Source organism: Mycobacterium sp. NPDC006124 (assembly GCF_040614235.1).
GTDB lineage: Bacteria > Actinomycetota > Actinomycetes > Mycobacteriales > Mycobacteriaceae > Mycobacterium.
In genome coordinates this window covers 30480-54921 of record NZ_JBEXUA010000014.1, presented here as the reverse complement: position 1 = coordinate 54921, position 24442 = coordinate 30480, and the positions used below count along the sequence as shown (strand labels likewise).

At 70.9% G+C, this 24442-nt stretch carries 2 protein-coding genes; both read left to right on the top strand.

All coding sequences use genetic code 11. From position 1 onward, the window contains the following. The first annotated feature begins 14 nt into the window (after positions 1-14). Complete coding sequence (locus ABZ195_RS23400; RefSeq protein ID WP_355221981.1) at positions 15-1814, top strand: ABC transporter ATP-binding protein; 1800 nt, start codon at positions 15-17, stop codon at positions 1812-1814. After that, a complete protein-coding gene (locus ABZ195_RS23395) occupies positions 1811-24442 on the top strand; it encodes a non-ribosomal peptide synthase/polyketide synthase (RefSeq protein WP_355221980.1) in 22632 nt (7543 codons plus the stop codon). The genes ABZ195_RS23400 and ABZ195_RS23395 overlap by 4 nt, the downstream gene beginning before the upstream one ends.

The following is a 24442-nucleotide window of genomic DNA, read 5'->3' as shown; positions in this document are numbered from 1 at the left end:
AGCCGAGGGTTGCGATGAGCGCGGGCGCGACCGTCGCCGGCGACATCCTCCCGGTGGCGACCGGTCCGGAGACGTGGGCCTGGCTGCGCCGGGAGATGCGCCACCGTGCTGGAGCGGGATCGGCGACCCTGCTGGTCGGCCTCATCGCCGCCGCCGCCGCGGTGCTGCCCGTGTACGTGCTCGGGGTGCTCGTCGACCGCATCGTCGACGGATCGCCACCGTCGGTGATCGTGATGATCGCCGTCGTCCTCACCATCGCCGCAGTCGTGGGCGGATTGGCGAATGGGTTGTCCGACTACCTGATCGGACGGCTCGGCGCGATCGCGCTGGCCGACGTGCGCGAGGCCGGGGTCGAGCGGGCCCTGACGCTGCCGACGGCGGTCGTCGAACGCGTCGGACGCGGCGACGTGCTCTCCCGCGTGAGTACCGACGTCGCCACGATCGGCAAGGCGGTCTCCGACGTCATCCCGACGATGTTCTCGTCGATCCTGCTGGGCGCTCTCTCACTCGCCGCGATGGCCGGTCTGGACTGGCGCCTCGGCCTCGCCGGCGCGGTGGCCGTCCCGCTCTACGTCCTCGCGCTGCGGTGGTACCTGCCACGGTCGGCGCCGCGGTACGCCGAGGAGCGCCGGGCCATCGCCGAACGCTCACAGGTGTTGATGGAGAGCATGATCGGCGCGCCGACGGTCCACGCCTACGACTTGCACGCCGAGCACCAGAACGCCGTTGCCACCGCCTCGGCGCGCGTGCGTGACATCTCGCTGGCGGTGTTCACACTCTTCACCCGATTCGTCGGTCGCATCAACCGCGCCGAGTTCGTCGGGCTGGCCGTCATCCTCGTGACCGGCTTCTGGGTGGTGAAGACCGGCGACGGCACGGTGGGTCAGACGACCGCGGCGGCGCTGCTCTTCCATCGCCTGTTCAGCCCCATCAGCGAACTGCTGTTCACGTTCGACGAGGCCCAGGACGCCGGTGCGAGCTTGGCGCGCCTCGTCGGGTTGGTGAACATGCCCGACGAGCCCGGCCGTTGGTTGACGGCCCCCGGACCGGAGCCCCGGGACGCATCGCTGGAACTCGTCGACCTGCACTTCAGCTACGACGGTGAACACGACGTCGTGCGGGGGGTCGACGTCCGCGTCGAGTCCGGACGGCGCGTGGCCCTCGTTGGTGCGACCGGCGCCGGCAAGTCCACGGTGGCCTCGATCGCCACTGGCGCAGTGTCACCCCGACGAGGGGTCGTGCGCATCGGCGGCGTCGAGATGTCCAGTCTGACCCACGAGCAGCGCCGCAAGCACGTTGCGATCGTCAGCCAGGAAGTGCACGTCTTCGCCGGACGCCTCGTCGAGGACCTCAGGCTGGCGAAGGCCGATGCCACCGAGGACGAGGTGCGCGACGCTCTGAGGGCGGTGGGCGCCGACGTCTGGGTCGCGACACTCGACGACGGACTCGACACAGTCGTCGGCGAGGGCGGCCATGAGCTGACATCGGCTCAGGCACAACAACTTGCGCTGGCGCGTCTGCTGCTCGGTGACCCCACCGTCGCGGTCTTGGACGAGGCCACCGCCGAGGCCGGAAGCCAGGGCGCCCGGGAACTGGAGCGCGCCGCCGCCGCCGCGACGGCGGGCCGCACGACGCTGATCATCGCGCACCGCCTCACCCAGGCCGCGTCTGCGGACCGGGTGATCGTGATGGCCCACGGCCGGGTCGTCGAAGAAGGAAGCCACCACGACCTGGTCGCGGCCGGTGGGCGCTATGCCCAGCTGTGGCGCGCCTGGGCAGCCGACCATTCTCACGGGGAGCAACCAGAGACATGACGACCACCGACATCGACGACGGGCTGACCTCCAGTGCGCGGCTGGACTTGCTGCGCAAGTGGAACGACCAGAGCTGGCCCGACACCACGACGACGGTGACGGCGGCCTTCGCCCAGCAGGTCGAGTTGACCCCCGACGCGCTGGCCGTCGTCGCGGGGGACGTGCGGCTGACCTATCGCGAATTGGCCGAGCGCGCGTACCAACTCGCCAATCATCTGCGGGCCACCGGAGTCGAGCACGAACAGATGGTGGCGATCGCGTTGCCGCGCTCTGCGGAGATGGTGGTGGCGACGCTCGCGATTCTCGCCGCCGGTGGGGCCTTCGTTCCCGTCGATCCTCAGTGGCCCGCCGAACGCAGGCGCCAGGTGCTCTCGGACACCAGGGCCATCTGCGCCGTGATGATGCCGGGTGCAGCCATGCCGGGGGATCCGACGCCGGTCGAGATCGACCTCGAGGCATGGTCTTTCGCGGACCTTCCGACAGCCGCGCCGACGGTCACCGTCGACGGCAGTCAGCTGGCCTACGTCATCTTCACCTCGGGGTCGACCGGGCGGCCCAAGGGTGCGATGATCCGTCACGAGGCCATCGCCGAGCGGCTCACCTGGCAGGTCGAGGAGGTCCTCGGGTTCGGTCCGGGTGACGCCTCACTGTTCAAGGCGCCGTTGTCGTTCGACATCTCCGTCAACGAGATCCTGCTCCCGCTGGTCTCCGGTGGATTCGTCGTCGTGGCCGACCCCGGCGGTGAACGCGACCCGCAGTACCTGCTCGACCTCATCTCGCGGGAGAAGGTCACCTTCGTCTACCTGGTGTCGTCGATGCTCGACGTGCTCCTCGATCTCGCCCAGGGGACCAGCCTGCTGTCCGGGCTCGAACACGTGTGGTGCGGTGGGGAGGTTCTCACCCCGGCACTGTTCGACAGGTTCCGCTCGCAACTGAGCACGACGCTCTACCACGGCTACGGACCGGCCGAGGCCACCATCGGCGTCTCGCACGTCGTCTACCGCGACAGTGCCGAACGCATCGAGACCTCCATCGGGCGGCCGAACCCGCACACCCAGCTCTACGTCCTCGACGACGACCTCCACCCGGTCCCGGTCGGCGTCGGCGGCGAGCTCTACGCCGCGGGATTCCTGTTGGGCCGCGGCTACATTCACGCCCCGGGACTGACCGGGTCACGCTTCGTCGCCAACCCCTTCGACGGTGACGGATCGAGGATGTATCGCACCGGCGACCTCGCGCGGTGGACCGCCGAGGGCGTCCTCGAATTCCTCGGCCGGGCCGACAATCAGGTCAAGATCCGTGGGATGCGGGTGGAACTCGAGGAGATCGAGGTCATCCTGGCAGCGCACCCCAAGGTGCGCCATGCGGCGGTCATTCTGCGGCAAACCCCCTCTGGTGGAGCGCAGTTGACCGGTTACGTCGTCACCAGCACCGACCTCACGCCCGACGATCTCCTGGGCTGGTGCGCGTCGAAGCTGCCGGAGCACATGGTGCCCACGACGGTGATGGTCCTCGACGAGTTTCCGGTCACCGCGAACGGCAAGCTGGACCGGCGGGCGCTGCCGGCACCGCCGACGGCGGTCACCGGCACCGGCGTCGCGCCGAGTGACCCGCGCACCCAGGCCATTTGCGACATCTTCGCCCAACTCCTCGGGGTGCCCGACGTCGGCGCCGATGCCGACTTCTTCGCCATGGGTGGCGACAGCATCGTGGCGATGGGCCTGATCAGTCGCGCCCGCAAGATCGGGCTGCGACTACGCCCACGCGACGTCTTCACCTCCCGTACCCCGGCCGAATTGGCCCATGTGGCAACCGACGTGGACACCGCACCACGCGCTGCCGTCGATCCGGTCGGAGAGGTCGGCGCGACCCCGATCCTGGCGTGGCTCGACGAAGTCGGGAACGCGATGGACGGGTTCTTCCAGTCGGTCACGCTGCACACCCCCACCGGGTTGACGATGGCAGCGCTCACCACCATGGTCGACGCCCTGCTCGACGGCCACGACGTCCTGCGCGCCAGCACGGGCGCCACTGGGCTGACGGTGCCCCCGCGCGGCGCGACGACGGCGGCCGACGTGCTCTCCAGGGTGCCTCTCGACGGCGACGCGGACGCCGTGACGGCCGAGCAGCGTTCGCAGGCAGTGGCCCGCCTCGACCCTCGCCGCGGACGCATGATCGAGGTCGTGTGGCTCGACGCCGGCGCCGGCCTGCCCGGACGTCTGATCCTCGTGCTGCATCACGTCGTCGTCGACGGCGTCTCGCTGCGGCTGCTGGGCGATGATCTCACCGCGGCGTGGACCAATGTGCAAGCAGGACAGCCGATCACGCTCGCATCGACGGACACACCGCTCCGCCAGTGGTCCGATGCGCTACGCACCGCGACGAGAAGCGGCGTCTTCGCCGCCGACGAAGACCATTGGCTGCGTGTCGCGCGCGCCTCGGCCGAACCCCCGATCGGCAGCAGACCGCTGGACCTGGCCGTCGACGTGGTGGCGACCGAGGAGAGGCTGACGGTGCGCCTCGACGCGGCCGTCACGGCCCGCCTGCTGGGACCGGTGCCCAACGCCATCCGCGGAGGCGTGGACGACATCCTGGTGGCGGCGCTGGCGATGGCGCTGACCGAGTGGCGTGACGGCGAATCGTCCTCGGTGTCCCTGGAACTGGAGGGGCACGGCCGCGAGGCCGAACACCTCGGTGAGATGGGCGAGCACCTCGACCTCACCCGCACGCTCGGCTGGTTCACCACCCTGTTTCCCGTCCGGGTGGATCCCGGTGCGGCACCGTGGGAGCGCCTGACGTCCGGTGGCCGGGAGCTGGGCGCCGCCGTCAAGGCGGTCAAGGACCAGCTGCGGGCGGTGCCCCGCAACGGTTTGAGCTACGGTGCGCTGCGCTACCTCTCGGGCCGGGCGCGCCCGGACCTGGTGGTCCAGCCGCAGGTGTTGTTCAACTACCTGGGCAGGTTCAGCGGTGCGGGGGATGCCCCGTGGACCCTCGTCGAGGGCGCCGTCGCCGAGGACCGCGATCCCCGCATGCCGCTGCCGAGGGCCCTCGAGGTCAACGCCGTCACCGTGGACACCGACGAGGGCCCGCGGCTGCAGGCCACGTTCAGCTGGCCCGCCGGCATCCTGGATCAGGCACGGGTACGAGCCCTTTCGGTCCTGTGGAACGAGATTCTGGGTGCCATCGCGGCCAGCGACGCGGTGAGCGGGCCAACACCGTCGGACTTCCCGCTGGTCACGCTCAGCCAGGCGGACGTCGACTCGTTCGGGAACGTGCGCGACGTGCTGCCGCCGTCACCGCTGCAGGCCGGCATCTACTTCCACTCCACCTACGCCGAGATCGACCCGTACGTGGTCCAGCAGATCGTCGAGCTGAGTGGATCGGTGGACGGTGAGCGTCTGCGTACCGCCGCCAACCGCATCCTCGAGCGGCACCCGCATCTCGGTGCCGCCTTCCGGCCCACCGACGACGGCAGCGTCGTCTCGGTGATCGGCCCACCGCTCGAGATGCCCTGGCAATCGGTCGATCTCGCTGATGCCGATGCCGAAACGGCCGCGGGGCGGGTTTACGACGTGGCCGCCGAGCAGCGCAGCCGGCCGTTCGACCTGGCCCGACCGCCGTTGATGCGCTATGCGCTGATCAGGCTGTCAGCCGATCGGCACGTTCTGATTCAGACCGTCCACCACGTGGTCGCCGACGGTTGGTCGGTGCCGATCGTCCTGCGCGAACTCCTGGCCCTGCACGCCGACGCGAGCGCACCACTGCCCGCCGCACCCCGTTACGCCGATTATCTGAATGCAATCACCACGGCCCCGGGCGAGCAGGCCCTGACCGCGTGGCGAGCCGAGTTGGACGACGTCGAGGGACCGACCCGACTGGTCGACGCGTTGCCGCGCCGAACGTCCCCCGCCGAGGGCTTCGGCAAGGTCGACGCGGTCCTGGCACCAGACCTCGCCGGGGACCTCGTGCAGTGGGCCGCGCGTCACGGCGTCACCGTCGGCGCCGTCGTCGGCGCGGCGTGGGGCATTGCGGTGGGTCGGCTGACCGGGCGCACCGACGTCGTCTTCGGCTCCACGGTCTCGGGCCGCGGGCTCGACGTCGCGGGCATCGACGACATGGTCGGGCTGCTGATCAACACCGTCGCGGCTCGAACAGGTTGGACCACTGGGGATTCCCTCGAGACCGTCGTCCGTCGCTACGCCGACGCGCAGACCGCGCTGCTCGAATGCCACCACGTGGCCCTCGCCGACGTCCAGCAGGCCGTCGGCATCGACGACCTGTTCGACACCCTAGTGGTCGTCGAGAACAATCCGGCCCCGGAGCACCCGGACTCCGGCATTCGGGTCGCGTCGGTCGACGTCGTCGAGGCACCGCACTATCCACTGACCCTGATGGTCAAGCCGGCCGTCCCCTTCACCGTCGCGATGACTCATGACCTCGGTGTCGTCGACTCCGCGACGGCGCGCCGCGTCCTGGAGTTCTACCAACGCATCCTCGCCACGATCGTCGCCGCCAGCGACATGCCCTGTGGCGAAGTCGAATTACTAACACCCGCCGAACGTGACGCGGTGCTGGCCGCCGGCACCGGGGCACCGGCGTGGCGGGGTACCGTCCTGGACGCGTTGGACGACCAGGTGCGCCGCGTGCCGAACGCCGTGGCCGTCGCCGATGGCGCGGGACGGCTGACCTACGCAGACCTGGACGGGGAGGCGACCCGGTTGGCGAGCGCGCTCGTCGAGGCCGGTGTGCGACGCGGCGACGTGGTGGCGGTGGCCACCGGCCGCACCACCGACCTGGCGGTCGCGCTACTGGCGGTCTTGCGGGCCGGTGCGGCGTATCTACCCGTCGACCCTCGGTATCCCGAGACCCGAATCGCTCTCATGCTGAACGACACCCGGCCCCGCGTGATCGTCACCGACAGCCGACGGTTGCCGCCGCACGACCTGCCTACCGTCCCCGTCGACGCTCGCCCGGCGGAGCGGTACGGCACCGTCGAGGTCGGACTCGACGACGCGGCATCGGTCGTCTACACCTCCGGGAGCACCGGACGGCCCAAGGGCACCGTCGGAACCCATGGCGCGCTGGCCAACCGCCTGCGGTGGGCCGCAGAGGCGTGGTCGCACGACCAGGACGACGTGCGGGTCGCCAAGAGCTCGGCGAGCTTCGTCGACGGCACCACCGAACTGCTGGGCGCGCTGGCGGCCGGTGCCACCACGGTGATCGCCGACGAGGACACCGCCCGCGACGCCGCCGCGCTCGCCGCCCTGGTCGAGAGTGCCGGTGCCACCCAGCTTCTCGTCGTGCCGAGCCTGGCCATGGCGATGACCGAATCGGCACCCGCGGGTCTGGGCCACCTCCGGCGGTGGATCTGCAGCGGCGAGGCACTCGACGACGCCACCGTCGCCGCGCTGCGTCGGGTGTCGCCGGCTGCCGAGATCGTGAACTCCTACGGGTCTTCCGAGGTGACCGGCGACGTGCTCGCCGGGGCGGTGGCCACCGACGGCCCGGTCACCCTGGGCCGACCCGTGCCGGGAGTGCGCATCCTGCTGCTGGGACACGACCTCGCGCCGGTGGCACCTGGATTCGTCGGCGAGATCTACGTGGGCGGAGACCAACTGGCCCGCGGCTATCACGGTCAGGGCGGCACGACCGCCACCCGCTTCGTCGCCGACCCCTTCAGCGCGGACGGGGAAAGGCTCTATCGGACGGGCGATCTGGCCCGCTGGACCCCGAGCGGTGAGGTCGAATTCGTCGGTCGCGCCGACGACCAGGTCAAGATCAACGGTTTTCGCGTCGAGCTGGGGGAGGTCGAGGCGGAACTGGTGGACCTGCCCGGCATCGCCCACGCCGTCGTCACCGTTCACCACGGCGCCCACGGTTCGGCCCGGCTGGACTCCTACGTGGTGGCTCGGGGCGCATCGCCGGTCGACCAGGCGACGATTCGCGCCGCGCTCGCCGACCGATTGCCCACCCACCTGGTGCCCGCGACGGTGACCCAGCTGCCCGAGGTCCCGCTACTGCCCAACGGCAAGCGCGACCGCGCGACACTCCCGGAGCCCATGCTCTCGATCTCCAGGATCGGTCCGCGGACGTCGCGAGAATCGTTGATCTGCGGTGTCTTCCAAGACGTGCTCGGCATCGGCGGGGACCCGATCGGCATCGACGACGACTTCTTCGCCCTCGGCGGGGACAGCCTGCTGGCGCTGCGGGTGGTCAACCGCCTCGCGGGCACCGACGTGACGATCCAGACCAAGGAGCTGTTCCAGCTGCGCACCCCCCGCGCACTGGAAGACGTGTTGGCTACCCGTGGCGCGGCGTCCGAGCCCGCACCCGAGGACGCCCCGACCGCGGCGTGGCACGGCCTGGCCGACGACGAGCTGGCCCGCCTGGTCGAGGGCTGCCCCGTCGAGGTGCAGGACGTGTGGCCGCTGTCGCCACTGCAGCAGGGCGTCTACTACCAATCCACCTACACCGACGACGTCAACACCTATCTGGCGCAGAACGTCTTCGACTTCGACCGCCAGCTCGACGTCGATGCGATGCGCACGGCGTTCGGCGCGCTGCTGTCCCGTCACGACAACCTGCGGGCCGGCTTCACCAGCGAGGATCTGACGCGACCCGTGCAGTACGTGGGTCGCTTCGTGCCCGCCGACGTCGCGCTGGTCGACCTGTCGGACCTGACGCCGGAGGCGGTCGCCGATCAGCTCGCCGAGGTCATGCGCGCCGACGCCGAGAAGCCCTTCGACCTTCGCATGCCACCCCTGGTCCGACTGACGGTGATCCGGCGGCCGGGACTTGGGGACAGGCTGCTCCTCACCTGCCACTTCCTGCTATGGGACGGCTGGTCCCGTGAACTCGTGCTCCGAGAGTTGTTCGCGCTGTATGACTCCCGTGGTATCCGAGGAGCCCTGCCCGCGGTCGGCAGCACCTACGTCGACTACCTGCGATGGGTCGACGAGCAGGACCAGGACGCATCCATCCGGGCCTGGTCCGACGCCCTGGCCGGGCTGTCCGAGGCGACACTGGTGGCGCCGGATGCGGTCGGCCGCGAACCCGCACTGCCCCGACGCGTCTACGGCGAGCTGTCCGACGAGGTGACCACCCGACTCGAGGAGCACACCAGGACCCGGCCGACGACGGCCAACACGGTTCTGACCACGGCGCTGGGCATGGTGCTGGGCTTCGAGACGGGAAGCACCGACGTCGTGTTCGGCACCACCGTCGCGGGCCGCCCGCCCGAGCTCCCCGGTGTCGAGAACGTGATCGGACAGTTCCTCAACACCGTCCCGGTACGCATCCAGACGGCGCCGAACATGACGGTGGCCGAACTCCTTCGGCGGGTCGAGGACTTCCGGCTCGACCTCATGGCACACGAGTACGTCGGGCTCGGTGAGGTCACCCGCAGCACCGGTCACCAGCCGCTGTTCGACACGCTCTACGTCCTGCAGAACTTCCTCGACGACGACACGTTCACCGACTTCGAGCGTCAGCACGGCATCATCGGCGTCGACTTCGTCGACACCACGCACTATCCGCTCACGTGGGTGCTGACCCCGGGCGAGCGGCTGACGATCAAACTCGAGTACCGGCCCGACGTCGTCGACGCGCATGCCGCGGCGGCCATGGTCGAGCGGCTCGTCCGGGCCGTCGACCTGCTCCTGACCCAGCCGGACGCCGCGGTGGGCTATCTCGACCTGGCCCTGCCCGCCGAGCGCGCGGCGCTCGACGTGCAATGGCGTTGCACCGAACACGACATCGGCGAGGACACCATCGCCGACCTGCTGGCCGAGCGGGTGCGCGTCTGCCCCGACGAGACCGCGCTGGTCTTCGGCGACACTCGGCTGACCTACGCCGACCTCGACGGCCGGATCAACCAGCTGGCCCGCCGACTGCTCGACGGCGGCGCGGGCCCCGAGCGCATCGTCGCACTGGCGCTGCCGCGGTCGGTGGACATGGTGGTGGCCCTGTTCGCCGTGTTGCGCACCGGCGCCGCCTATCTGCCGCTGGAGCGGGACTACCCGCTGGCGCGGCTCACCGCGATGGTCGACGACGGCCGCCCGGTGCTGCTGGTCTGCCATGGCGCGAGCGCCGAGGTGGCCGAGCACCAGGAGCGCCGCGGCGGTGACGTCCTGCGGCTCGACGACCCGACGGTCCGCGACGCGTTGGCCGCCACGTCGACGACGGCACTCACCGAGGCCGAACTCGGCACGTTCGCGAGAAGTGCCGGGGCGCAACGCCTCGACCACCCGGCCTACGTCATCTTCACCTCGGGCTCCACCGGACGCCCGAAGGGCGTGGTGACGCCGTACCGCGGTCTGACCAACATGCAGCTCAACCACCGGGCCGAGATCTTCGAACCGGCGATCGCCACGGCAGGCGGCCGACGGCTGCGCGTGGCACACACGGTGTCGTTCTCCTTCGACATGTCCTGGGAGGAGCTGCTGTGGCTCGTCGAGGGGCACGAGGTGCACATCTGCGACGAGGAGTTGCGCAGAGACGCCACGGCATTGGTGGCGTACTGCCACGAGCACCGCATCGACGTCGTCAACGTGACGCCGAGCTATGCGTATCACCTGTTCGAGCAAGGCCTACTGGACGCGGGTTCTCATGCGCCGACTTTGGTGCTGCTCGGTGGTGAGGCCGTGTCCGACGAGGTCTGGCGTCGCCTCCGCGACCTGCCGGACGGCACCGGGTACAACCTCTACGGTCCGACCGAGTACACCATCAACACCCTGGGCGCAGGCACCGATGACAGTGCCAGTCCAACTGTCGGGCAACCCATTTGGAACACCCGGGCGTACGTGCTCGACTCGTGGTTGCGTCCCGTGGGCGACGGCGTGGTCGGCGAGTTGTACATCGCCGGCGCCGGTCTGGCGCGGGGCTATCTAGACCGGCCCGCCCTGACCGCCGACCGGTTCGTCGCCGATCCGTTCTCCGACGGTGGCCGGATGTACCGCACGGGCGACCTGGTCGCCCGCCGGCCGGATGCCGGCGGCACGCTGGACTTCTTCGGCCGCAGCGACGACCAGGTAAAGATCCGCGGCTACCGGGTGGAACTCGGCGAGGTCGCGGCGGCACTGTCCGCGCTGCCGGGGGTGCGGCAGGCCGTCGCCGTCGCGCGGCCCGGCCCGTCGGCGTCGGTGAAGCAACTGGTCTGCTACGTCGTGCAGGACGAGCCGCGAACGGACCTGGAGGCGTTCGCCGCCGAACTCCGCGCGGCGGTGTCGCAGACCCTGCCCGACTACATGGTGCCCGCGCTGTACGGGTTCGTCGACGAGATCCCACTGACCGTGAACGGCAAGCTCGACGTCCGTGCGCTGCCGGAACCCGTCGTCCCGGCCGCGGGTGAGTCTCGCGACCCAAGGGACGACCGGGAAGCGTTGCTGGCCAACGTCTTCGCCGAGGTGCTGGGTCTGCCGCACGTCGGCATCGACGACGACTTCTTCACCCTCGGCGGCGACAGCATCTCGTCGATCGCGGTGTCGGGTCGGGCGCGCAAGGCAGGTCTGCACCTCACCCCGCGCGACGTCTTCCGCCGCCGGACCGTGGCGGCGCTGGCCGCCGTCGTCGAGTCCTCCGCGCCGACGGTGCCCGCCGAACCCGACAGCGGTGTCGGCACGATCGCCGCGACGCCCATGCTCGCCGAAACCGCCGACGCCAACACGCCATTGGCCAACTTCTACCAGTCGATGGTGGTGGCCACGCCGGCTGGGATCACCAACGGTCAGCTCATAGCCGTGCTGCAGGCCGTGTTGGACAGCCATGACATGTTGCGTGCGCGACTCGACGTCGGCGCCGACGGCTGGACGCTGTGGGTGCCGGCGGAGACCGTGCCGGCGGACTCGGTGGTGACCGTCCGCGACGGCAGTCTCGCCGCGTCCGACGTCGCTGCGGCCACTACCGCGGCAGCCGCCGACCTCGACCCCGAGGACGGTCGGATGGTCCGCGCCGTCTGGTACCGCGACGGTCAACTCCTGCTGGTCGTCCACCACCTGGTCGTCGACGGTGTGTCGTGGCGCATCATCACCGAGGACCTGGCAACCGCCTGGGCGGCCGTCGCCGCCGGCCGGCCCGCCGCGCTGGACGCCGTCCCGACGTCGTTCCGCACGTGGTCGAGCGCCATCGCCGAGACGCGGTTCGACGCCGAGGCGCCCTACTGGAACGACGTGCTGTCGACGGCCGACCCCGACCTCGGCCACCGGCCGCTCGACGGGGACGTGGACACGGCGAAGACCGTTCGATCGCACAGCTTCTCGCTCCCGGGCGACGTCAGCTCGGCACTGCTCACCTCGGTCCCGGCGGCCATCCACGGCGGGGTCAACGACGTGCTGCTCGGCGCGCTGGCGGTGGCGCTGGCCCGCTGGCGCGCCGACCGTGGGCACGATGCGAGTGCTGCGGTGGTCAACCTCGAAGGACACGGCCGCGAACCCGAACTGGTCGCGGGGAATCTGGACCCGTCCCGCACCGTCGGGTGGTTCACCGCGATCTACCCGGTGCGCGTCGATCCCGGCACGCTCGACTGGAGCGACGTACTGGAGGCTGGCCAGGAACTCGCGGCCGCGGTCAAGGCGGTCAAGGATCAACTGCGCTCGACGCCCAGCCGCGGCCTGGGCTACGGCGTGCTGCGCCACCTCGACGCCGAGCGGCCCGTCCGCGGGGCCGCCCCCCAGATCCTCTTCAACTACCTCGGACGGTTCTCGGGCGGCAGCGGCACGGCCTGGGAACCCGTCGCCGAGTTCGGCGGGCTGCGCGAGGGCGTCGACCCCACCAATCCCGCGGTGGCACTGGAGATCAACGTCATCGCCGAGGACGGTCCGGACGGCACCCGCCTGACCGTCACGCTCGCCTGGCCGGGCGGCCTGCTGGACGCCGACGGCATCGACGAGCTGGCCACCCTGTGGTCGGCCGCGCTGACGGCGCTGACCCGGTGCGACGCGCTCACCGGTCACACGCCGTCGGACTTCCCGCTCGTCGACGTCACCCAGGCCGACCTGGACGACTGGCAGTCGACCGGACCCGTCGAGGACGTCCTGCCGCTGCTGCCTCTGCAGGAGGGCATGTACTTCCACGGCGCCCTCGGTGCGGACTCCGACGACCACGTCGACGTCTACCGCGTACAGCAGATCGCCGAGCTGACCGGACCGGTCGACCCGGAGGCGTTGCGCGACAGCCTGAGTGCCGTCGTGGCGCGACACCAGGGCTTGCGGGCCGGGTTCCACGAGCTGCGCGACGGCCGGATCGCGCAGGTCGTCTGGGCCGACCTGCCCGTCGCGCTCGACGTGGTCGACGCGAAGACCCTCGATGAGCGCACCGCGCACCAGCGACTTGACGACGTTGCGCGCGAACAACTGTCGCGACCGTTCGACCTCGCGGCACCGCCACTGATCCGCTACGCGCTGGTGTCGCTGACCGCCGAGGACCATCGGCTGGTTCAGACCACGCACCACATCGTCGCCGACGGCTGGTCGTACCCCGTGATGTTCGGTGACGTCGTCACGCACTACAACGCGGCGCTCGGCCTCGGCGGGGGCCTGACCCCGTTGACCGCAACGCTGCGCGACCACGTCGACGCCGTCCGCGGTGGCGACCGGGAGGCGGCCCGGCAGACCTGGGCGGCGGCTCTGGCCGGGGTCGAGCCGACTCGGCTCTTCGACGAGACCAAAGCCGTTGGTGAGCATCGCAGTTCGGTGCGTTACCTCTCGGCCGACCGCACCGCGGCGCTGACACGGATGGCCCGGGAACGGGGCGTCACCCTCGGCACGGTGGTGCACGGGGCGTGGGGGCTGCTGCTCGGACGGCTTCTCGGCCGGCGGCGCGTGGTGTTCGGGTCGACGGTCTCCGGGCGCGGCGGCGAGCTCGCGGGCACCGAGTCCATCGTCGGGCTCCTCATCAACACGGTGCCGGTGCCGATGGCCTGGGACCACGACACGTCCGTCGCGGCGGTGATGGCCGCCCTGCAGGACCATCAGAGCGCGGTGCTGGACGCCCAGCACCTGGGTCTGGCCGAGCTGGCCCGGCTTGCCGGAGTGCGCAAGTTCTTCGACACCATGGTGGTCGTCGAGAACTTCCCCACGGTGGCGAGCGTCCCGTCGGACGACGCACGGGCCCTTCGCTTTCAGGGCTTCACCGGCACCGATTCACCGCACTACCCGGTGTCGCTCGTCGCCTACCTCGACGACCGCCTGACCGTCGAGATCAAGTACGACACCGCAGCGGTCACCGCCGCTCAGGCGGACCGCTTCGCCGAGCGCGTCGAGCGGCTCCTGGCGGCGTTCACCGAGACGCCGGACACCGCCGTCGGCGACGTCGACCTGCGCACCGACGCCGAGCGCGACCTCGTCGCCGCGACGCAGTCCCGCCGTGGCCCCGACCGCACGCTCGTCGACGCCTTCGCCGCAACCGCCGCGGCCCACGCCGACCGCACCGCGGTCAGCTGCGGGGCGGACCGCCTCACCTACGCCCAGCTCGACGAACGGGCGTCGGCGGTCGCCGCGACGCTGACCGAGCTCGGAGTCCGGCCCGAATCCCGGGTGGCCGTCGCGCTGCCACGGTCCCTGGATCTGATCGTCGCGCTACTCGCCGTGGTGAAGGCGGGCGGCACGTACGTGCCGTTGGACGTGGACTCACCGGAGGCGCGTCTGCGGCACATCGTCACCGACTCGGCACCGGTCTGCCTCCTGGTCGACCGGGCCGACCGGCTACCCGGCTCGCTCTCGTCGCCCTCGACCCCGGTGGTGATCGTCGGGGACGCCGCCCAGCAGAGCGCCGGATCCGCGCCCGCGCCGCAGTCGGATGCCGACCACGCCGCCTACGTCATCTACACCTCCGGTTCCACCGGCGTGCCCAAGGGCGTGGCGGTCACCCACCGCAACGTCGCCGCGCTGTTCGACGGCACCGCAACGCTGTTCGACTTTGGCCACGACGACGTCTGGACGATGTTCCACTCCGCGGCGTTCGACTTCTCGGTGTGGGAGCTGTGGGGTCCGCTACTGCACGGCGGCCACCTGGTCGTCGTCGAGCAGGCCGTCGCCCGGGATCCCGACCGCTTCCTGGACCTGTTGGCGTCCGAGCGGGTGACGGTGCTGAACCAGACCCCCTCGGCGTTCTACCCGCTGATCGAGGCCGACCGGCGGCGCGCCCCGGTGCTGGGCCCACTGCGCTACGTGGTCTTCGGCGGCGAGGCGCTGGACGCCAGCCGCCTGGCCGCCTGGTACGACCGGCACGACGCCGACTCGCCGCGGCTGGTCAACATGTACGGCATCACCGAGACCTGCGTGCACGTCTCGCACCGTCCGCTCGAGATCGCCGATGCGGCCGCGACCGGCAGCGTCATCGGAGACGCGATTCCCGGACTCCGCATGCACCTGCTGGACGACGCCCTCGTGCCCGTGCCCGCGGGGGTGGTCGGCGAGATCTACGTCGCGGGTGGCCAGATCGCCCGCGGATACGTCGGCAAGCCGGGCCTGACCGCGGCCCGCTTCGTGGCCAATCCGTTCGACGGCGACGGGATGAGGCTCTATCGCAGCGGCGACACCGCGATGTGGACAGAGGATGGGCAGCTCGTCTACGTCGGGCGCTCCGACCACCAGGTCAAGGTGCGTGGTTACCGGATCGAGCTCGGTGAGGTCGAGTCGGCGCTCGCCGCCATCGCCGACGTGGCGAACGCCGCCGCCGCGGTCCGCCAGGACGAGACGGGCCGTAGCCGGTTGGTCGGATACCTCGTCGGCCGAACCCATCTCGACGTCGCCGAGGTCCGTGCGCAGCTCGGCACCCGGCTGCCCGACTACATGGTGCCGTCCGCGCTGGTGGTCTTGGAGTCCCTGCCGTTGACGGTCAACGGCAAGCTGGACCGCGCCGCGCTGCCCGCCCCCACCGAGGCGCCGGCCCCCCGACCCGTCGCGGACGTCGACCCGCCGGGGAGCACGGCAGAGCTGTTGGCGGCGCTGTTCTCCGAGATCCTCGGCACGACGATCGGAGTCGACGACGACTTCTTCACCATGGGGGGCGACAGCATCGTCGCCATCCAGCTGGTGAACCGGGCTCGCCGCCAGGGCGTCCGGATCACCCCGCAGCAGGTGTTCGTCAACCGGACGCCCGCCGCGCTCGCCGACGAGGCCGACGCCGCGGCGCCGCGAGCGGCGGCCGTCGACGACACCGACGCCGGACCGGACCTCGGCGAGGTCATGGTGACGCCCATCGTGCAGCGGCTCGCCGAGCTCGGTGGCGGCGTCGACCGGCTCAACCAGGCCGAGCTGCTCCTCGTACCGGCCGGAGCGACGGCCGGGCAGCTCGACGCGACCGTCAACGCCGTCGTCGGGCGTCACGACGCGCTCGGGATGCGACTGCATCGGCCCGCACCCATGCTCTGGTCGCTGGAAGCGGCTGTGGCGCCGCGGGTCTCGGTACTGCGCATCGACGGCACCGGGCTCACCGGCGACGATCTCGTCGATGCGATCGGCCTTCAGTCCGATGCCGCCGCCGATCGCCTCGACCCCGGGGCGGGGGCGTTGGTAGACGCCGTGTGGTTCGACCTCGGGCCGCAGCGGCAGGGCCGACTCCTGCTGACGGTGCACCACCTCGCGGTCGACGGCGTCTCCTGGCGCATCCTCGGCGACGACCTGCGGGAGGCCTTCGACCGGGTGCGCACCGGCAGCCGGCCCGCGTTGTCGGCGGTGCCGACCTCGATCCGGTCCTACGCCAGGATCGTCAACGAAAGTGCCCAGCAGGCAGCCCGACTGGCGGAGTTCGACCACTGGGCGACGACTCTGGCGCCGGGTGGTGAACTCGACGACCGGGCCTCCACGGTGGGTCTGACCGTCGGCTCGACCCGAGACCACGAGGTGCGTCTGACGGCGGCCGAGACGGCGCCACTGCTGACGTCGGTGCCCGCGCTGGCCAACGCCGACGTCACCGAGACGTTGGTGGCCGCCTTGTCCGTGGCCGTACGACGCTGGCGCAGCGCCAGAGGCGGCAACCCGGACGCGCCACTCGTGCTGGACCTGGAGCGTCACGGCCGCGACGGCTGGGGCGAGCTCGACCTGACGCGCACCGTCGGCTGGTTCACCGCGATCGCGCCGGTGCGGTTGTCCGCCAACGCGAGCGGCGACCACGTCACCGTGCTCAAGGAGACCAAGGAGCGACTGCGCGCCGTCGCCGACGGCGGCCTGGGATTCGGTCAGCTGCGCTACTGCAATCCCCGCACCGCCGCGGCGCTCGGGCGTCTGCCTGCACCGCAGCTGCTGTTCAACTACCTCGGCCGGTGGGCAGCCGACGGCACCGCGGACTGGGACTCCGCACCGGAGGTCGCCGCGCTCCGCGGTGCACCCGACCCCGACCTCGGCACGCCCTACCTGCTCGAGATCAACGCGATCTGCGACGACACCGTCGACGGACCGGTGCTGCGGGCGACGCTCACCTACGCCGACGGCGAGCTCGGCGAGGACTCGGTCCTCGCTCTGGCGGAGCACTGGACGGCGGCGCTGCGCGAGTTCGGTGGGCTCGCGGGCGGCCCGTCGACGCCGGCCCTCACGCCGTCGGACCTGAGGTTCGTCGAGCTGTCCCAGGCCGACGTCGACCGGGTGACGGCTGCGACGTCGACTGCGGTGCTGGACATCTGGCCGCTGTCCCCCCTGCAGGAGGGGGTGTACTTTCAAGCCAGCTACGCCCAAGCGGCGGTGTACATCGTGCAGAACGTCTTCGAGTTCACCGAGCCCGTCGACCCCGACGCCCTGCGCAGCGCGTACTCGGCGGTGATGACCCGCAACCCGGTGCTGCGATCGGCGTTCCTGGCTGATGGCCTGCCGCATCCCGTTGCCGCGATCGCGACGGACCCGGTCTGTGAGCCGGAACTGGTCGACCTGACCGACGTGGCACCCGCCGACCTCGACGCCCGGTTGGCGGAGGTCACCGCCGCCGACCGGCTCCGCACCTTCGACCTGGCCTCACCGCCGTTGGCCAGGATGACGATCGTGCGGACCGCCGACCGCGACCGGCTGATCTTCAGCTACCACTTCCTGCTGCTGGACGGCTGGTCCCGGGAGCAGCTGCTGCGTGAGCTGTTTGCCGAATACGCCGCCGCCAGAACCGGTGTCGCAGCCCGGCTGCCCGAGCCGATCGCCCACTTCACCGACTATCTACGGTGGCTCGGCGGCCAGGACCGCGACGCGTCGGCTCAGCGGTGGGCCACGGCGCTGGCCGACCTCGCCGCCCCCACCCTGCTGGTCCCCGCCGCCGTGGGCACCGAACCCACGCTGGCCCTGCGTCTGGACTTCACGCTGACCGAGGACCAGAGCGCGGCACTGCTGCAGGCGGCCCGCGACGCCGGCGTCACGCTCAACGCCCTCATCGGGACGGCGCTGGCCATGGTGCTGGCGTACGAAACCGGCAGCGACGACGTCGTCTTCGGATCTACCGTGGCCGGCCGGCCGACCGATCTCGAGGGCATCGAGGACGTCATCGGGCTGTTTCTCAACACCGTCCCGACGCGGGTGCGGCTCGAACCGGGCCGCTCGCTCACCGAGACGATGCGGGCCGTCCAGTCCGAACGACTGGCCCTGATGGACCACGAATACCTTGGTCTCGGCGACGTCCAGCGCGCACTGGGATCGGGCAGCGGCCCGCTGTTCGACAGTCTCTACGTGCTGCAGAACTTCCTCGACGACGACACCTTCACCGACATGGAGACCGAATACGGCATCGTCGGCCACGATTCGGTCGACGCGTCGCACTACCCGCTGACCTGGGTGGCCTCTCCCGGCCGGGAGCTCTGGGTGAAACTCGAGTACCGACCGGACGTGGTGGACCGCGCCGACGCCCAACGGCTACTCGACCGGCTGCGCCAGACCATGCTCCACATCGCCGCCGGTGCGGCGACTCTGGCGGCGGTGCCCATGCTGCTGCCTACCGAGACCACCGCCTTGGCGCAGCACGACGAGGCGACCCGCCACGACCTGCCCGCCGCGACGGTCATGGACCTGCTGGCCGAACGTTGCGCGGAATCACCCCGGGCGACGGCACTGGTCTGCGGGGACGACACCGTCGACTACGGTGTGCTCGACGAGCGGGTCAACCGCCTGGCCCGCCTGCTGCGGGGTAGTGGTGTCGGTCCCGAACAGACGGTCGCCCTTGCCATTCCGCGGTCCGTCGACGCGGTGGTCGCGCTGTTCGCGGTGTTGCGCGCTGGGGCCGCCTACCTGCCGCTCGAGCTGGACTACCCGGACGAGCGGCTGGCAATCATGCTCGCCGACGCGGGACCGGTCGCACTGTTGACGACGACGGCCGTGGCGTCGCGCATCGCGGCCGTAACGCCGTCGTGCTGCCCGGTCGTCGTGCTCGACGACGAGGACGTGGCCGGCCGACTCGCCGCCCACGCCCCGGACTGGGACGGTGTCACGGCGTCGCTGGACCACCCCGCGTACGTCATCTACACCTCGGGGTCGACGGGCACGCCGAAGGGCGTCGTCACCCCGCATCGTGGGCTGACCAACATGCACCTCAACCACCGCGAGGCGATCTTCGCGCCGGCCATCGCCAAGGCCGGTGGGCGGCGACTGCGGATCGCCCACACGGTGTCGTTCTCCTTCGACATGTCGTGGGAGGAGCTGCTGTGGCTCGTCGAGGGCCACGAGGTCCACATCTGCGACGAGGACTTGCGCAGGGACGCCACCGCATTGGTCGCCTACTGTCATCGCCACGAGGTCGACGTCGTCAACGTGACACCCACCTACGCTCAGCTGCTGTTCGACCAGGGCCTGCTCGCGCGTGACGGCCACCCGCCGGTCCTGGTGCTGCTGGGTGGCGAGGCGGTGTCGGCCGCGGTCTGGGACCGGTTGCGCGACAGCGACACCAGCTACGGCTACAACCTCTACGGCCCCACCGAATACACCATCAACACCCTCGGTGGCGGGACCGACGACAGCGCGACGTCGACCGTCGGAACGCCGATCTGGAACACCCGGGCGCACATCCTCGACCCATGGTTGCGGCCAGTGCCCGACGGTGTCGCGGGAGAGCTCTACATCGCCGGCGCAGGTCTGGCCCGCGGATACCTCGGGCAGCCGGGGTTGAGCGCGAGCCGGTTCGTGGCCAACCCGTTCGAGACCGACGGCCGGATGTACCGGACGGGCGACCTGGTGGTGCGCCGCCGCGCCACCGAGGACCGCGCCGGCAACCTCGACTTCCTCGGGCGCACGGACGACCAGGTGAAGATCCGCGGCTATCGCGTCGAAGTCGGCGACGTGCAGAGTGCCGTCGCCGCCCATCCGCGGGTGGCGCAGGCCGCGGTGGTCGCCCGCCCCGACCCGAAGACCTCCGGCTCGCATCAGCTGATCGCCTACGTGGTGCCCACGGGTGGTGCGGCGCTCTCCGACGAGGACGCCGCGTCGCTGGTCGGCGAGGTGCGCACCCACCTCAAGGGCGCGCTGCCCGGCTACATGGTGCCGTCGGCGATCGCGGTGCTCGACCGGCTTCCGTTGACCGACAACGGAAAGCTCGACGTGCGAGCCCTGCCTCAGGTCGACCCCGCCACCCAACGCGCACCCAGCCGAGCGCCCCAGACCGCCGCCGAGGAGGCGCTCTGCCGGATCTTCGCCGAGGTGCTGGACCTCGACGACGTCGGCGTGGACGACGACTTCTTCGACCTCGGTGGCCACTCCCTGCTGAGCATCCGCCTGATCGGTGCCGTTCGGGCGGCGCTGGGAGTCGAGACGTCGATCCGCGATGTCTTCGACGCGCCAACGGTAGGAGCGCTTGCGGCCGTGGTGGATTCGCAGCCGACCGCCCGGGCGCCACGCCCGGCGTTGGTGGCGGCGCGCCACCCCGAGGTGGTGCCGACCTCACCGGCGCAGGAGCGCCTATTGATCCTCGATCGCCTTGGCGAGACCGGGCTGGCCTACGACTACCCGCTGGTGTTCCGGGTCCGTGGCCCGCTCGACGTCGACGCGCTGGGTGCCGCGCTCGGCGACGTCGTCGGCCGGCACGAAGCGCTGCGGACGGTGTTCGGCGACCGGGACGGCATCCCGTTCCAACGAATCTTGCCGTCGGGAACCCCCGTCCCGCTGCGGGTGCTCGACCGCGCCGAGACCGAGGTCGCGGCGCAGGTCTCGGCCTCGACGGCCCACGCCTTCGACCTGTCCTCGGAGATCCCGTTGCGGGTCGACGTCATCCGGGTCGCCGCCGACGACCACACCGTGGTGGTGTTGCTGCACCACATCGCCACCGACGAGTGGTCGGACGCCCCCTTCGTCGCCGACCTCAACCGCGCGTACGAGGCGCGGGTCGCCGGCGCCGATCCGCAACTGCCCGACCTGCCGGTGCAGTACGCGGATTACGCACTGTGGCAACGTGACCTGCTGGCGTCCATCGGCGACGACCAGCTGTCCTTCTGGCGCGCGGCGCTCGCCGGCGCACCCGACGAGCTGACCCTGCCGACCGATCGGCCGAGGCCGACGAGACCCAGCGGCGTCGGGGGCACCGTCACCGTGGACCTGCCGCCGGAAGTCGCTGCCGCAGTGCGCAATCTGGCGGCCGAACATCAGGTCAGCGTGCTGATGGTGGCGCATGCCGCGGTCGCGGTGCTGCTGCACCGGTTGGGCGCCGGGGACGACATCGTCGTCGGAACACCGGTCGCCGGGCGAGCCGACGCGGCTCTCGACGACGTGATCGGTTTCTTCGTCAACACCGTGGTGCTGCGGGTCGACGTGTCGGGCAACCCGTCGTTCCGCGATCTCCTGGCGCGAGTCCGCACGGCCGACCTGGCCGCATTCGCCCACCAGGAGTTGCCGTTCGAGCGACTCGTCGAGGATCTCAACCCGCCGCGCGTCGCAGGCCGCAACCCGCTGTTCGGCGTCTTCGTGGGGTCCCATCGGCGCGACGGTGCGGACGCCGACATGTTCGGCCTGCCCACGCAATGGGTCGAGCCCGACTCGTCGGCGGCCATGTTCGACCTCGGCTTCACGGTGGTCGACCGGGGCGTCGAGGGCGGCGCCACGATCATGGGCGAGTACGGGGCCGACCTGTTCGACGAGGTGACGGTGCGCACCCTGGCGACCCGGTTGGTGCGCATCCTCGGCGCAGCGGCGATGGGCGTCGACCTGCCGATCGGGGCCGTCGAGCTGCTGGGTGACGGTGAGCTCGAGAACCTGGTGGCCGAGCGCAACCGTACCGATCACGACGTGACGTCGACGGGGCTGGGCGCGTTGGTGTCTCGGCAGGCGTCGCGAACGCCGACCGCGACGGCCGTGACGTTCGAGGGGCGGGAGCTGAGCTACGCCGAGCTCGACGCGTGGTCGGACCGCCTGGCGACCCAACTCGTCGAGGACGGTGTGCACCCCGGTGCCGTCGTCGGGGTGTCGCTGGCCCGCTCGGTGGAGCTGATCGTCGCCCTGGTCGCCGTCGCGAAGTCGGGTGCCGCCTTCCTGGCTCTGGACCCCGAGTACCCGCCGGATCGGTTGGCGTTCATGATCGCCGACGCCAACCCCGCCGTCGTACTGAACGATCCGTACACGGTGGTGTGTGCCAGTGGCGACCCGGCGGTGGCGCCGGCCGACGTCGACCCACGACAGCTGGCCTACGTGCTGTACACCTCCGGGTCGACGGGACGGCCCAAGGGCGTCGCGGTGCCGCACGCGGGCATCGTGAACCGCATCGCGTGGCTGCAGGACGCCTACCCGCTCGGATCCGAGGACAGGATGCTGGTGAAGACGCCGATCAGCTTCGACACCTCCGTGTGGGAGGTGTTCTGGCCCTTGAGCGTTGGCGCGACACTGGTGATCGCCCGCCCCGGTGGGCACCGGGACCCCGGATACCTGGCCGAGGCGATCGTGTCGCAACGGGTCACCGCGGTCGACTTCGTGCCGTCGATGCTCGAGCTGTTCCTCGACGAGCCGCGGGCCGAGCTGTGCACGTCGCTGACCCGGGTCACCGTCGGCGGCGAGGCGCTGTCGGCCGACGTGGCGGCGCGGTTCGCTGCCGTGCTCGACGTACCGCTGCACAACCTGTACGGCCCCACCGAGGCGTCGGTCGACGTCCTCGGGTGGACCGCCGACGGTGGCCCGGTGGCCCTGGGGGTTCCGGGCTGGAACGTCCGCGCGTACGTGCTCGACCCGTATCTCAACCCCGTCCCGGTGGGTGCCCCCGGCGAGCTGTACCTGGCCGGCGTCCAACTGGCCGACGGCTACCTGCACCGGCACGGGTTGACGGCGGCGAGCTTCGTGGCCAGTCCGTTCGAGGACGGCGCCCGGATGTACCGCACCGGTGACGCCGTGCGCTGGCGGCGGGACGGGATGCTGGAGTATCTAGGCCGAACCGACGAGCAGATCAAGCTGCGCGGTGTCAGGATCGAACCCGGCGAGATCGAGACCGTTCTGGGCTCCCATCCGGCGGTGGCATCGGCACGCGTCGTCGTCCGCGGTGATGTGCTGGTGGCTTATTACCTGTCCGCCGAGGGGGTCGAGACGCCGGGGAGCGACACGTTGCGGACGCACGCGCTCGCGTCCCTGCCGATCCACATGGTGCCGTCGGCGTTCGTCGAGCTCGCGTCGTATCCGTTGACGCCCAGCGGCAAGCTGGATCGCAAGGCACTTCCGGATCCGCAGATCGTCTCGGGCACTGGACGACCCCCGGAGACGCCGTTGCAGCAGCGGCTGTGCGAGCTGTTCTCCGACGTGCTCGGGGTGGCCGTGACGAGCGTCGACGACGACTTCTTCGCCCTCGGCGGCCATTCGCTGCTGCTGGTGCGGCTGGCGTCGGTCATTCGGCGGGAGCTCGAGGTCGACGTGCCGGTGGCAAGTCTAATGGTCGCCCCGACGGTCGCCGAGGTGGCCGCGCTGCTCGACGAGTTCGGCGAGACCGTCGACGGCTTGGCCCCCGTGCTCCCGTTGCGCGCGGCCGGCGCGGCGGCTCCGCTGTTCTGCCTGGCTCCGGCCAGCGGGCTGGCCTGGCAGTTCGCCGGACTGAAACGGCATCTGCCGCAGGATGTTCCGCTCTACGGGTTGCAGTCGCCGCTGTTTCACGGCGGGTCGTTGCCCGAGCGCATCGACACCGTCGCCGCCGAATACACCGACAGGGTCGTCGAGGTCGCCCCGCAGGGGCCGGTTCGACTGCTCGGCTGGTCGTTCGGTGGCTCGATGGCACTGCTGGTTGCCGAGGAGCTGGTGCGACGCGGCCGCGAGGTCACGTTCGTGGGAATGCTCGACGCGCGCAACGACGTTGGCACCGACGCCGACGTGTTCGACCCGGCCACCGTGCTGGGCGGCCTGCTGCGGGAGATGGGCTTCGCCGTCGACCCCGGTGCCCGGATGACCGTCGAGGAGGCGGTCGCCTTGGTGCGCTCCAGCGACGACGCGATCTCGATCCTCGACGACGTGCAAATCGGCCGCGTCGTCGAGAACTACGTCGCCGCAGAGCGATTGACCGCGAGCGCGGACTACGGTCGATACGACGGCGACGTGCTCTTCGTCGACGCCACCCGGCTGGAGATGAACCTGACCGGGGTGGCCTCAGACGGCTGGCGTAATCACGTCGGAGGAGAGCTGAGGGTGCTCGCCCTCGACTGTGCCCATTCGGAGTTGATGGACGCCGAGGTGCTGGAGTCGTTGGGTCCGCTCATCGCCGCCGAGCTGGCCGACTGA

Coding starts and splice junctions, on each gene's coding strand:
- ABZ195_RS23395 (WP_355221980.1), top strand. CDS start 1,811: ATGACGACCACCGACATCGACGACGGGCTGACCTCCAGTGCGCGGCTG.
- ABZ195_RS23400 (WP_355221981.1), top strand. CDS start 15: ATGAGCGCGGGCGCGACCGTCGCCGGCGACATCCTCCCGGTGGCGACC.